A 13,120-nucleotide genomic window follows, 5' to 3' on the forward strand; every position below is an offset into this window, starting at 1 on the left:
GGTCAGCCGGCCACCAGCGACGGCGGCGCCGAGGTCGGGGTGAAGCTGGTGGGATAGGAAAATTCCAGGTAGGTCGGGTGACGGAGCCCGGCCTCGTAAAACTCCAGGATGCGCATCCCCTCGTTCGGCTTGAGCACGTCGCCCTTGATGGCGGCATCGATCTGTGCTTTGAACGCGCGCTGGAGGGCGTGAGTCTCGTACTGGACCGACGCCAGCGCTTCCGCGATCGAGAGCGCCGGGATCGTTTCTTCGATGTAGAATCCTTGCGGTTCGTCGGCATCCAGGAAGACGTGGGCCTCGTTCACTCTGCCCAAGAGGTTGTGGAGGTCGCCCATGATGTCTTGGTAGGCCCCGATGAGGAAAATGCCGACAAGATAAGGCTTTCCGGTGAAGTCGTGGAGCGGAATGGTGCTCTGAACGGAGTCGTCCCCGTCGATGAACGTCGAGATCTTGCCGTCGGAATCGCAAGTGATGTCGGCAAGGATTGCACGACGCGTCGGCGGCCGGTGGAGTTCGTGGATGGGCACGATGGGAAAAACCTGGCCCAGAGCCCAGTAATCGATCAGAGACTGGAAGACAGAGAAGTTGCAAAGGAACTGGTCGCAGAGCGAGGCCCCCAGCTTGCGAATTTCTTCCGGGACCTGCTTCGCCCCCTCGTAGAGAGAGAGGACCTCCTTGCTGATTTCCCAGTAGAGCGTTTCCACGTGCGCTTTGGTGTGGAGATCGAGCAGGCCGAGGTCGAACATGGAAAGCGCGTCCTCCTTGATTTGGAGGGCATCGTGATAGTGCTCGAGCCGATTTTTCCGAGTCGCAAGCAGCTTCTTCACCTCGAGGAGCTCCCGGACGAGCTTGTGCGGCTCGGTTCCCATCGCGGCCGACGAAGCCCGCTCCTTTTCAATGGAGCCGAAGGCGTCTACGACTAGAAGCGAATGGTGAGCGGCCACCGCGCGCCCGCTTTCGGAGATCAGGCACGGGTGGGGGACTTTCTCCTCGTCGCAAATTTCGGCCACGTTGTAGACGACATCGCGGGCGTACTCTTGCAGGGTGTAGTTGATGCTCGAGTCGGTGGAGCGGCTCCCGTCATAGTCGACCCCCAGGCCTCCGCCGACATCGAGGTAGGCGACCGGGAATCCCAATTGGCGTAGGCGGGCGTAATAGCGGGTCGCTTCGCGAACGGCGCGCTTGATGGTGATGATATCGGGAATTTGCGAGCCGATGTGGAAGTGAACGAGCCGCAGGCAGCGCTCCATTCCGTGCTGCCGCAAGCGGTCGGTGACTTCGAGGAGCTCCGGGGTGGAGAGGCCGAACTTCGCGCTCTCCCCGCTGGAGAGAGCCCATCGTCCCCGGCCCTTGGCGGAAAGCCGGATGCGCACCCCGAGGAGCGGATCGACTCCCAATCTTCGGGAGGCCTCGATTGCGACGTCGAGCTCCGTGGGCTTTTCCAAGACGAGAAAGATCAGCTTGTTGAGCTTTCGCCCGAGGAGCGCGGTTTCGATAAAAAGGCTGTCCTTGAATCCGTTGCAAATGATAAGGCCCTCCGGATCCCGATGGAGCGCTAGGGCGGCGAAGAGCTCGGGCTTGCTTCCGACTTCCAGCCCGTGATGGTACGGAGCGCCGGCGTCGAGCACCTCTTCCACAACCTCCTGGAGCTGGTTGACCTTGATCGGGAAGACGGCGCGAAAGCGCTCGCGGTAACCCGCCTCCTCGATGGCGTCGAGGAACGCCCGGTTGAGGTTTTCGACCCGATGGCGCAAAATATCTTGAAAACGGAGCAAAAGCGGGAACTGCAGCTTGCGCTCTCTGGCCATCGCCACCACTTCGAGCAGGTCGAGTTCCGGGCCCTTGTCCTGCAGCGGGCGAACGGTCATGTGTCCGGCCTCGTTGATGGAAAAGTACCCCGAGCCCCATCTCGGTATCTGGTAGGTTTGCAGGGCTTGGGAGATGCTCCAGGGGGGTTTGGCGCTCATCGGTCACCCTATATAAAAACCCCTCTCCCTTCTCCGCAATCTCAGCGAGACGGAAATTCTCCCCTTAAGGGAGCCGATCGGCGCTGCTTGCGTAGCCACGGGATTATGGTACGAAAAGAGGTGATGAATGATCTCGTCCCCGTCGAGGTCGTGGGCATTCTCCCGACCGGCCCGCAAGGATTCGCCGTCTTCCTCGGTAACGAGGAAAAGGTGTTTGTGATCAATGTCGATAGCTACGTCGGCCGAGCGATCATGATGGCGTTGCGGGGGGAGCGCAACGAGCGCCCGCTGACCCACGAGCTGATCGGGTTGATCTTCGAAGGCTTTTCGATCTCCATCGATCGAGTCATCGTCAACGACTTGCGAAACAATACCTATTTTGCGCGGCTTCTCCTGCACGCGGAAAGCGAGGTACACAAGAAGATGATCGAGATCGACGCTCGCCCAAGCGACTGCCTGACGCTCGCTTTGCAGGCGAAGCGCCCGATCCTCGTGGCGCGCGAGGTGTGGGACGAAGTCGAGGACATGAGCGAGCTTTTGGAAAAGATGCGCGAGGCCCAACGCAAGCAGCAGGAGCCGCCCGACGAACCGTTCTTCGGCGGCGAGACCAAATAAATCCCTTTCCTCTCTTAGGCGTTGCGGGGTCCTTTTTTCCGCGCTCGGGACAGGACGACTGCGCCAAGGAAGAGGCCGGCGATGAGCAGCAGGGTATGCATTGTGGGGATCGAGAGCCAGGGCTTGGCGCAGAGTTCCGCTCCCATCAGCGCCAGGACCCAGGGGATAGCCCTGGTCAGCCAGGCCAGCCGGTCGGCTGCTTGTTGGACAAGGGGGTAGAGAGACCGGAGACCGATCACGGCGCAGAGGTTGGCCGGAAACACTACGGCGGGATCCAGAGAAATGGCGAACGCCGCGGGAACCGAATCCAAGGCGAAGAGAAGGTCGGCCAGCTCGATGGATAAAAGGGCGAGCAGTCGAGGGGTCGGCCGGATCCGGCCGTCGCGGCGCGTGATCCATCCGGGCGTCTTTGCCGCCTCCGACGGAGGGAAGGCGCCGGTGCCGCGTCCGGCGACGACGACGGCGTTCGGCCCGGGCTTCCGGGAAAGGCGGATGGCCGCGGCCAAGAGCAGGAGTCCGAACAAGGGAAAGATCGCGTTGTGTTTCCCAAGGAGGCTCAAGCCGCCCCAGATCAGGATGGCGCGCAGGAGGAGAGCGAGAAGGACGCCCAGCGTAAGCAGTTGGGACTGGGCCGCGCCGCGAATGCCGAAGAGACGGAAGGTCCCGTAAAAGGCAAAGAGGTTATCGATGCTTAGGATATATTCGATTCCGTAGATCGCGGCGAAGTCGAGGGCCGCAGCGGCGCCCTGCGCCATCCAAAGATAACCGCCGCAGCCGAGCGAAAAGAGCAACCAGAGGAGACTTAGGAGGAGAGCGCGGCCGAGCGAAACCTCCCCCAAGCTCTTGGCCGAGAGCCCATCGAGAACCGCAAGTAGAACGAAGAGGGCCAGAAAAGCGTAGAAGAAAGAGCCCATGGGTGCGGGAGGCCGGCCTCTTTTGGAACGGAGGTCTCCCCGGCTCAAGGAAAAACGTGGTGCGACGGAGGCGGGAATGGCGATCCGGGTTATCGAAGACGCCGATGCAATGCAGGAGTTTGCACTTCGGCTGTGCCGGGAAGGTGCCTTGCCGGTGCTCGTGCCGACAATGGGGGCGCTCCACCCCGGACACCTCTCCTTGATCGAGAGAGCGAAGCTGGAGGGTTCTCCGGTGATCGTTAGCGTTTACGTCAATCCGCTGCAATTCGGAGAGGGAGAAGACTTCGCCGCGTATCCCCGGACCCCGGAGGAGGACCGGCGGGCCTGCGAAGCGGCGGGGGCGGATCTATTATTTGCCCCCCGTAATCTTTATGCCGCGGACCATTCGACCTACGTCGTGGAAGAAGCGCTCTCCGCCGGCCGCTGCGGAAGCAGCCGGCCGGGTCACTTTCGCGGAGTGGCCACGGTGGTTGTCAAGCTCTTGAACCTAACGCAGGCGAGGGCGGCCGTATTCGGGTGGAAGGACGCGCAGCAGCTTTCCGTGATCCGCCGCCTGGTTCGAGATCTCGCCTTCCCCGTCCGGATCGTGCCTGTGGAAGTCCAGCGGGATCGGGACGGGCTGGCCTGGAGCTCGAGGAACCGGTATCTTTCGCCGGAGCAGCGGAAGAGGGCGGCGGCTTTTCCTCGCATTCTAGCCGCCGCCGCCCGCCGCCCGGACGGCTGCGCTTGGGCGATCGCGGAGCTGAGCCGCCAGCCGGGCTTTCGCGTCGACTACGTCGAGAAAGCGGATGGCCGCTTGTGCGGTGCGGTCTGGATCGATAAAGTGCGCTTGATCGACAACTTTCCATGCGAAGCCTAGCCCTGGCCTTGTTTTTGGCGGGGGTCGCCTTTCTCCCCGTCGCGACCGCGAGGGCGCGAGGCGATTCGGCATGGCATCTCATCCCGATCGGAGCGCGGGAATACGTGCCGATCGAGGATTTCTGCCGCTTCTATGGGATGTCGCTCGCGGAACCCGTCGCCGGGGAGATCCATCTCTCCGGTGAGGTCGGCACAGTCGACGGGAAGCACGGAAGCCCGTATGTCCTTATCGACGGCGTCCGCCACGCGCTTTCGTTTCCGCTGCTGGAGAAGGACGGAAGGTGGTATGTTTCCCGAACGGATCTCTGCTGCCTGTTCGATCCGGTTCTCCGTCCTTGGCGCGTGCCGGCCCGACTCTGGTTCCGCGGGGTGGTGATCGACCCGGGCCACGGAGGGGAGGACAAGGGTGCCAGAAGCCGCAACGGCCGGTACGAAAAGGACTATGCGTTGGACACGGCCCGCCGGTTGGGAAGGATTCTCCGCGCGATGGGAATTCCGGTCGTTTTTACGCGAACCAGCGATGTGTTTGTTCCCTTGGAAGAGCGGGTTCGGATCGCGGCGACCCATCCCGATTACGTTTTTGTCAGCCTCCACTACAACCAGTCGGAACCGAGCGGCCACGGAGTAGAAACCTATTGCCTGGCTCCGCGCGGAGCTCCGTCGAGCAACAACGGAACGTGGGTGCGGCGGGTCGACTATTCGCCGCTGCCGGGGAACGACAACGACCTGCTTAACACGTTGCTGGCGCATGACATTCACGTAGAGCTCGTCCGGCTGCGGCCGGAAGACCCGGATATGGATCGAGGCCTGCGGCGAGCCCGATTCGTCGTGCTTCGGGACAATCCGCTTCCGGGAGTGCTCGTAGAGGGGGGGTTTTTGTCCGATCCGACCGATTCGTCCGCGATCGATCGGCCCGAATATCGGCAGCGACAAGCCGAAGCCGTGGCGCGCGGCTTGGGCCGGTTTTTTCAAACGACCCACGTGCATGCAGCCGCCCCGCGCGCGCTTCCGGCGGACTGGTCGGCCGAAGGTCAGTAGTTCCTGAGGGAGCGCCTCACAGGCGGCCTCGACCGGCACCCGCTCCATCGGCTAGATTAGATCCAGCATGGCCCTGAGCATAAGCTTGCGCAATTCGTTTCTGAACAAGCTGCTAGGACGGATCGAACGCCTCGGGCCGTTCGAGATTCAAAACTACCTGCAGCGGCTGGCGCAGGAAAAAGGCTTTCTGGAGACGGTCTTCAATGTACTCCAGGAGGGGATTTTGGTGGTGGATGTCCGCGGAAAAGTCTTGTATGGCAACCAGAGCGCGGAGCGGCTCCTGGGAATCGATTGGCAAAGGGCGCTCGGAAAACCGATCAGCCTCTATCTGCCCGATGTCGATTGGCCTTCCTTGTTCGCATCCGGGCAAATCTTGAGTCGAGATTTGGAAATCGCCTATCCGGAGCCGAGGTATCTCAACTGTTCGGCGGTGCCCCTCGGTAAAGGGCCGGATGGCACGGATGCTTTCGTCGTCATTATTTACGACATGACCGCCAGCCGGGAGAAGACTCTGGAAATGATCGAGTCCGAGAAGCTCAACGCTCTCACCCTGCTCGCCGCCGGGGTTGCCCATGAGCTGGGGAATCCGCTCAACTCGCTGCAGATCCACACCGAGCTTCTCCAGAGAGAGCTCGGCCGGAAGAAGGTGAGGAAGGCGATCGCCGAATCGTTCGCCGCCATCCGGTCGGAGCTGCGGCGGCTCGACGTGATCGTCAACCAGTTCCTCCGGGCGATCCGGCCCGCTCGGCCCGAGCTCTCTTGGGCCGCCCTCAACGAGATCGTCCGGGAAGCCGTTCAATTCCTTGCTCCCGAGATGGAAAATCGAGATATCGTCGTCGACATGGAGCTGGCCAACGACATGCCGTTGTTCCGGGCCGATCGTGACCAGCTCCGGCAGGCATTCTTCAACGTGATGAAGAATTCGGTTGAAGCGATGGACCGAGGCGGTCTGCTCCGGGTTCGCACGGAGCTCACCGACAGCCATTTCCTTGTGAGCTTCCAAGACAACGGCTCGGGAATGTCGGCGGCGGAAATGGGCCGTGCGTTCGAGCCGTACTTTACGACCAAGCAGTCCGGGACGGGGCTCGGACTCCTCGTGGTGCGGCGGATCGTGCGGGAGCATGGCGGGGAGATCCAGCTCGAAAGCCGGGAAGGGAAGGGGACGACCGTGCGCATCCTGCTGCCGCGCAGCGAGCGCCGGCTCCGCCTTTTGCCGATGGGATCGAATCCGGAGAAAGACGGAGATCCGGACGGGCGACGATCCTGACTCGCTCGATGAAAGACCTTCCCAGGCTCTTGATCGTGGATGACGAGCGGAACGCTCGCGAGGGTCTCCGACGCGCATTCTCGGACGGGTTTGAAATCTACACGGCGGAAAGCGTCGCCGCCGCCAAGACCATTTTGGAAGAAGAGCCGATCGACGTCATCCTGCTCGATCTCCGGCTGGGAAAAGAGTCGGGGTTCGACCTGCTCGAGTTCAGCCGGAGCCTGCCGACCGCGCCTGTCTGCGTGATCATGACGGCCTATGGTTCGGTAGACAATGCCGTGGAGGCGATCAAGCGGGGAGCTTACGACTATGTCACCAAGCCTCTCGATCTGGGCAAGCTCGAGATCATTCTGCGTAGGGCGGTTCGTTCCCGGCAGGTCGAGACCGAGAACCAGAATCTGCGCGAGCAGCTCGGCTGGAAGTTCGGCTTGGAGCGGATTATCGGAAAGTCGGCCGCGATGGTGCCCGTCCTCGAGAAGATCCGGCAGGTCGCGGGAAGCCGCGCGACCGTGCTTTTGGAGGGAGAAAGCGGGACGGGGAAGGAGCTGGCCGCTCATGCGCTGCATCTAGCCAGTCCGCGGCGCGCCTACCCGTTCGTCGCCGTCCACTGCGCGGCCCTCTCCCCGCAATTGCTAGAGAGCGAGCTCTTCGGGCATGAGCGGGGTGCCTTCACGGGTGCCTTGGAGAAGAGGATCGGACGTTTCGAGGAAGCGCACCGGGGCACGATCTTCCTCGATGAGATCGGGGAGATCGACGCTTCGACTCAAGTCAAGCTCTTGCGGGTGCTCGGCGAGAAGACCATCCAGCGGGTGGGGAGCAACAAGGCGATCCCGGTCGACGTTCGTGTTATCGCCGCGACCAATCGCGATCTGGAGCGAATGGTAGCGGAAGGGGCCTTTCGCGAAGATCTCTTCTTCCGCCTCAACGTGGTGCGGATCGTCCTGCCGCCCTTGCGGGAACGCAAAGAGGACCTGCCCCTTCTTATCCAAGCCTTCGTCGGGGAGTTCGCGCGGGAGAACGGCAAGCGCATCAGCGGCCTGACCAAGGACGCGGAAAAGCTCCTCTATCAGTACGACTGGCCGGGGAACGTCCGAGAGCTGCGGATGGCGTTGGAGCACGGGGTCGTGATGGCCCAAGGAGCGTGGATCACGCCGGAGGACTTGCCGGATAGAATCCGCTTTCCTTCGGCCCTTCGTCCGGCGCGCGGCATGGGCTCCGGGCCCATGACCCTGCGCGAGGCCGAGAAGCAGTGGATTCTCCAGGCGCTCCACTCCTGCGGAGGCAACCGGAGCGAAGCCGCCCGGAAGCTCGGAATCAGCCGAAAGACCCTCCTGCGCAAGATCGCCGGAGCACCGCCGCCAGACGGATCCTCTTCCCGCTGAGGCGCTCCAGGCTGGCAAAACAAGCCGGCAAGGCTTTTGATCGCCTGTTGATGGAAGCCGGCTTTCTTTTGATGCCTCTCCGGAATCGCCGCCGCAGTACAGTCGCTGCCATCAGGAGGAGATGCGAGAGCCGACGGATCCGGCGGGCCGTCTTCGGCGCGATCGGCCTTTGCGCCGTGTTTCTGTCCGCCCCGCAGTCCCTTTCGGCCGCCTCCGGCAAAGGGGGTGAGATGGACGTCAGCGCATCCCGGACCACAGCCGACGAGTCGGAGGCGCAACGTCTTCAGCAGCTTTTGGCGGAGCAGGGGATGGCGGTGAGCTCGCCCTCTCCCGGCGTGAAGCTGGGAGGCTATGTGGACAGCGCCTTCGAAATGAACTTCGTCAACGCCCCGTCGTTCAACCGGGTGCCGCGTTTCGCGGCACCGACGGCGGCGGGGGGAACTCGGTTCGCCCGGGCCTTCCCCCTCCTTCCGATGCGCCTGGCCGACGACGGCATTCCGGGAGGCGGCTTCAACCTCAACCAGCTGAAGCTCTGGGCGGAAAGAGGATTGACGGCGGAGAACCGCTGGGATGCCGGCTTTCGTATGGATCTCATGCTCGGCCAGGATGCCGCGCTCGGCGTGCCGAACTTCCTGGTCGGAAGCGGCTCCTCTACCTCGACCGGGACGGGGCTCAATACCAGCGAAGTCTTCTTGGAGCAAGCCTACGTCCAGTTTCAGATTCCGGTCGGAGATCGGAAGCTCGAAGTGCATGTCGGAAAGTTCGCAGCTCCCATCGGCCTGGAGGTCCTGGAGCGGCCGGCAAACTTCAACATGACCTACGGCCTCTTCTTCAACAACGTCGAGCCTTTTGTCCTTGTAGGGACCCAGTTCCTCTTCCGGGTCGACGATAGCTGGACGGTCCGGGGAGGGGTGACGGACGGAGGCTTCAACACCAGTCGAGGCGGCTACCCCTTTTTCGGAATCGTCGACAACTCGATCAACGGCCTGTCGAATTTTCTGCTGACCTTCAACGTGGATTACACCTCTGCGGACAAAAGCTTCCTTTCCACCTACGGGATGCTCTACGGACCGCATGGGACCAATCCCCCCGGATTCGGAACCTCTCCAGGGATCGTGAACGGGGTCTATTACCCCGGGGCTTATGCGAACGGGGATATCGTCCCGGGGCCCTATAACTCCCCGGGAACGTACATGGAGTTTAACGACTACGGCATCTGGACCCCTCCGTTCGTCTACCGGAGGCGGCTGCAGCTCGCCTACGAGCTCATCGGCGGGTTTTACAACAATGCCGTCGCACCGGCGGGAATTACCGGCTTGAGTCCGGCGACGCAAACCGCCTTGGGAATCTTTCCCCTCTTCCCGTACGCCGCTGGCTACGGCGGGCCGACGAACTGGCTCGGGGCCGCGCTCTACCAGGTGTACCGGTTCAATCCTCTGGTCAGCCTGGCGCTCCGGGAGCAATGGCTTCAGGCCTCTTGGAACAGCTACCTGCAGGGCATGATCGCCCCGACGAACATCTACAGCGCGACAGTCACCCTGCGGTTCGATTTGGCGGAAAACTTCATGGTGCGCCTGGAGTACCGTATGGATTGGGGCAACAACATCGAAGATTATTATGCACCCGCGAACGGCATACCGCCGGCCGAGGTCGGACTCGCCGGGAACGGTCTGGTAGGTTCTTCCAGCGGCCCCGTCTTCTTCGCCGGGCTCGAGGCGGTTTTCACCTTCTGACGTGGAGCGGATTCCTTACGCCGGGAAACCTGGCACGTATCTTGCTTTGTCAAGGGGCGACCGGATTTTTGAGAGGAAAGGGGGATGAGGATGAAGCATGCGTGCGGCGGGTGCGGATTAGCATGGCTGCTCTCCGGGGTTCTCGGGTTTTGGTCGGTCGCTTCGGTGCTCGCGGGAGAAGAGGCCGCCAGTGTGGATTCCGCCGGAGCGAATTCGAGCGGGACGAACGGCACCAGCGGTTCGAAGAAGAGTGCGCAGAATGCGCAGATCCAGGAGCTGATCAAGCGGTTGGAGGACCAGGGGATTCCGGTGCAGGCGAACACCAAGGGGATCGTCCTTTCGGGGTACGTGGATGCGAGCTACACGTACAACTTCATCAATGCGCCTTCCTTTAATGAAGTGCCCGGCTTTCCTCCCCCACCGAATTATGTAGGGCCGACCAATGCGGCGGGGCAGGCGTTGGGGTATCCGGCGATTCCGGGCCGGGAGCCGGTGGACGGGATTCCCGGCGGAGGCTTCAATATGAACGCCTTTAAGCTGGCCTTGGAGAAGCCGCTGACCGACGAGAACCGGTGGCAGGCGGGGTTTCGGGCCGATCTGATCGTCGGGCAGGATGCCTCGATCGGGGCTCCGGACACGATCGGGGGCTTGGGCACCAACTTCAGCTCCCTGGTTCTCTTCAACACCTCGAGCTTCTGGCTGGAGCAGGCCTACGTGGTCTTCCGGGCGCCGGTGGGCAACGGGCTCGACATTCGCGTCGGGAAGTTCGTCGATCCGGCGGGCTACGAGGTGGTGGAGCGGCCGGTCAACTTGGATTTCACCTACGGGCTGCTCTTCAGCAACCTCCTGCCGACCACCCTTACCGGGATGCAGGCCATCTACCACTTCGACGACCAGTGGTCGACCCGCTTCGGGGTGGCCGACGGGGGCTTCAACGTCGCCCGCGGAGGCTACAACTACTTCGGATATCTGGACAACACGATCGATAACAACGCGGCCTACCTGCTTTTCTGGAACGGGCAGTGGGAGTCCAAGCAGAAGAACGCCATCCTAAGCGCGACAGTGATGTACGGCTTCAACGGGGTCAACCCTCCGGGCTTCGGCGCCTCTCCGATCGACGGGATGGCCCAGCCCTACGGGATCGCGCAGGGGATTCGCGGCGAGGGGACCTTCAACCAGAACAACGCCTTCTTCCTGGGGGATGTCTGGGGCTCCTGGGCGCCGAAGTTCGCCCACGACAAGCTCCTCCTGGGCTTCGAGTTCACCGGGGGCTTCTACAACAATGACGTCAGCTTCGTCTCCCCCGCGGTCAGCGGGCTGCCCATCGGCCTCTATAGCGGCCCCTCCAACTGGTACGGCGCCGCCATCCATGCGAAGTACCAGTTCAACTCGATCGTCAGCCTCTCCCAACGAGCCGAATGGATGCAGGCGGGCTGGAACAGCATCCTGGCGGGCCACAACGCCCCCACCGACATCTGGGAGTACACCGCCACCTTGGCCTTCGACCTTGCCGACAACTTCATGATCCGCCTCGAAGGCCGAATCGACTGGGGCCTCGGCGTCATGGCCTACTACGGCTTCCCCTTCCAGGGAACTACCTCCCCAAGCGCCCTCCTCTACTCCGCAAACGGCCCCATCTTCCTCACCGCACTCGAATTCGTCTACAGCTACTAAGCCTACGCCTAAAAAGGAGGAGGATGAAGAAGAGCCTGTGTGGGAAGCGGATAGTGTGGGCTTTCGGCCTTTTTCTGCTGTCGCTGGGGCTGCTCCGGGCGGCGGAAGAGACAGGTGGGGGAGGGAGCGGGATCGACCTTTCGGCGGGCGCCGTGGACGCGGGTTCGCTTCAGGGGAGTCCCGAAGAGATGGAGCACTTGCAAAAGGTGCTGGAAGAACAGGGGATTGCGGCCGTACAGGCGCAGAACCCGGGAATCAAGCTGAGCGGCTATGTGGAAGCGAGCTACACGAACAACTTGGTTAACGCTCCATCCTTCAATCAAACCCCGATCATCTTGGCAACCCCGGCGATCTCCGGGGTGCCGAGTCCAACGCCGGTTCACGCGTACCCCTTCATGCCGCTGCGGTTCACCACTGATGGGATTCCGGGGGGGGCCTTCAACTTCAACCAGCTCAAGGTGGCTCTGGAAAAAGCTCTTACCGACGAAAACAAATGGCAAGCGGGCTTTCGAACCGATCTGATTTTGGGACAGGATGCGGCCCTTGGCGAGCCTGACGCGGTAGAGGGCAACGGGACCTTCAACAATACCGGCGTCGGGTTTAATACCAGCGGCATCTTCCTCGAACAGGCCTACGTGCAGTTCAAAATGCCGGTCGGGGACAAGAGCATCGAGTTCCATTTCGGGCAGTATGCCTCGCCGATCGGATTGGAGGTCATGGAGCGCCCGGCGAACTTCAATTTTAGCTACGGGATTCTCTTCAACAACTACGAGCCGTTCACGATGGTCGGCGGCGCCGCATACTATAAGATCAATGACTCCTGGACGGTGCGTGTCGGATTTACCAACGGCGGTTGGAACGTATCGCGATCCGGCTATCCCTATTACGGGATGGTGAACAACATGATCAACAGCAGCGACAGTTTCGTCTTCTGGAACATGTGGGACTACGTCTCGAAGGACAAACTCTTCCTCAACACCTTCGGGTACGCCGTCGCCCCCAACGGGGTGAATCCCCCCGGATTCGGCACCCGGCCTCTGCCTGGTTACGCGGGCGCCTATGATTTTGGCGGTGACATCGAACCCTCTCCCTATAACGACAACGGCCTCTTCATGGAGTTCAACGATTTCGGAACCTGGATTCCGAAGTGGGTCAAGGATCAGAAGCTCGAGTTTGCCTACGAGTTGGTCGGCGGTTTTTCCAACGCGGCCGTGCTCCCGGCCGGACTGCCCCAGTTGGGTGCCTCTACGCTTAGCGCCAATAGCGTCTTCCCGGTCGCGGGCCTTCCCCCGGGCGGGTACAACGGCTCCACGAGCTTCATGGGATTTGCGATCTACCAGATTTACAAGTTCAACAAGGTCTTCAGCATGGCGTGGCGGGAGCAGTTCGACCACACCAACTTCAATGAGATCTTCAGTGCCTACCTCTACCCCGCAGACATCTGGGATGTGACTGTCGATTGGCGGTTCGACCTCGCCGACAACTTCATGATTCGTATCGAAAATCGGATGGATTACGGAAAGGGGTTTCTCACCTACTACTACCCGGCGGAGGGCGTTGTGCCCACGAGCGGCAATGGGATTGCCGCGTTGAGCAGCGGCCCCTTCTGGTTTTTTGCGCTCGACGTGGTCTACTCGTACTGACCCTCAGGAGCGGGGGAAAAGCGCGCTCC

The 13,120-nt window shown here is 61.8% G+C and carries 10 protein-coding genes; 8 read left to right on the plus strand and 2 right to left on the minus strand.

Annotation, left to right across the window (positions count from 1 at the left end; genetic code table 11):
• Window positions 1–2: 2 nt before the first annotated feature.
• Window positions 3–1,967: a biosynthetic arginine decarboxylase gene (speA, locus tag MTHMO_RS00960; protein ID WP_202213133.1), complete on the minus strand. Its 1,965-nt coding sequence runs from the start codon at window positions 1,965–1,967 to the stop codon at window positions 3–5.
• A 123-nt stretch (window positions 1,968–2,090) separates the two neighbouring features.
• Here speA and MTHMO_RS00965 point away from each other — a divergent pair, with 123 nt between their 5' ends.
• Window positions 2,091–2,582 (plus strand): bifunctional nuclease family protein, encoded by a 492-nt coding sequence (locus MTHMO_RS00965; RefSeq protein ID WP_237394675.1) that lies wholly within the window; start codon window positions 2,091–2,093, stop codon window positions 2,580–2,582.
• Window positions 2,583–2,596: 14 nt separating this feature from the next.
• On the opposite strand, the gene MTHMO_RS00970 is transcribed toward MTHMO_RS00965, so the two are convergent.
• Window positions 2,597–3,496: a TerC family protein gene (locus MTHMO_RS00970; protein ID WP_202213134.1), complete on the minus strand. Its 900-nt coding sequence runs from the start codon at window positions 3,494–3,496 to the stop codon at window positions 2,597–2,599.
• Here MTHMO_RS00970 and panC point away from each other — a divergent pair.
• From panC to MTHMO_RS01005, 7 genes are all read left to right on the plus strand, one after another.
• On the plus strand, window positions 3,495–4,355 hold the full coding sequence (panC, locus tag MTHMO_RS00975; RefSeq protein ID WP_237394676.1) for a pantoate--beta-alanine ligase: 861 nt from the start codon (window positions 3,495–3,497) through the stop codon (window positions 4,353–4,355). The two genes, MTHMO_RS00970 and panC, sit on opposite strands and share 2 nt — an antisense overlap.
• Window positions 4,343–5,392 carry an N-acetylmuramoyl-L-alanine amidase gene (locus MTHMO_RS00980; protein WP_202213135.1) on the plus strand — a complete coding sequence of 350 codons (1,050 nt, stop codon included), beginning with the start codon at window positions 4,343–4,345 and terminating at the stop codon, window positions 5,390–5,392. The genes panC and MTHMO_RS00980 overlap by 13 nt, the downstream gene beginning before the upstream one ends.
• A gap of 67 nt (window positions 5,393–5,459) precedes the next feature.
• On the plus strand, window positions 5,460–6,659 hold the full coding sequence (locus MTHMO_RS00985) for a PAS domain-containing sensor histidine kinase (protein WP_202213136.1): 1,200 nt from the start codon (window positions 5,460–5,462) through the stop codon (window positions 6,657–6,659).
• Window positions 6,660–6,667: 8 nt separating this feature from the next.
• Complete coding sequence (locus MTHMO_RS00990; protein ID WP_202213137.1) at window positions 6,668–8,041, plus strand: sigma-54 dependent transcriptional regulator; 1,374 nt, start codon at window positions 6,668–6,670, stop codon at window positions 8,039–8,041.
• Between the two features lie 230 nt (window positions 8,042–8,271).
• Entirely contained in the window at window positions 8,272–9,774 is a 1,503-nt protein-coding gene (locus MTHMO_RS00995; RefSeq protein ID WP_237394677.1) for an outer membrane beta-barrel protein, read from the plus strand.
• Between the two features lie 90 nt (window positions 9,775–9,864).
• Window positions 9,865–11,448, plus strand: coding sequence for an outer membrane beta-barrel protein (locus tag MTHMO_RS01000; protein WP_202213138.1), 1,584 nt, complete (start codon window positions 9,865–9,867; stop codon window positions 11,446–11,448).
• Between the two features lie 23 nt (window positions 11,449–11,471).
• A complete protein-coding gene (locus tag MTHMO_RS01005) occupies window positions 11,472–13,091 on the plus strand; it encodes an outer membrane beta-barrel protein (RefSeq protein WP_202213139.1) in 1,620 nt (539 codons plus the stop codon).
• Window positions 13,092–13,120: the final 29 nt, after the last annotated feature.

This window comes from Methylacidimicrobium sp. AP8 (assembly GCF_903064525.1).
GTDB lineage: Bacteria > Verrucomicrobiota > Verrucomicrobiia > Methylacidiphilales > Methylacidiphilaceae > Methylacidimicrobium.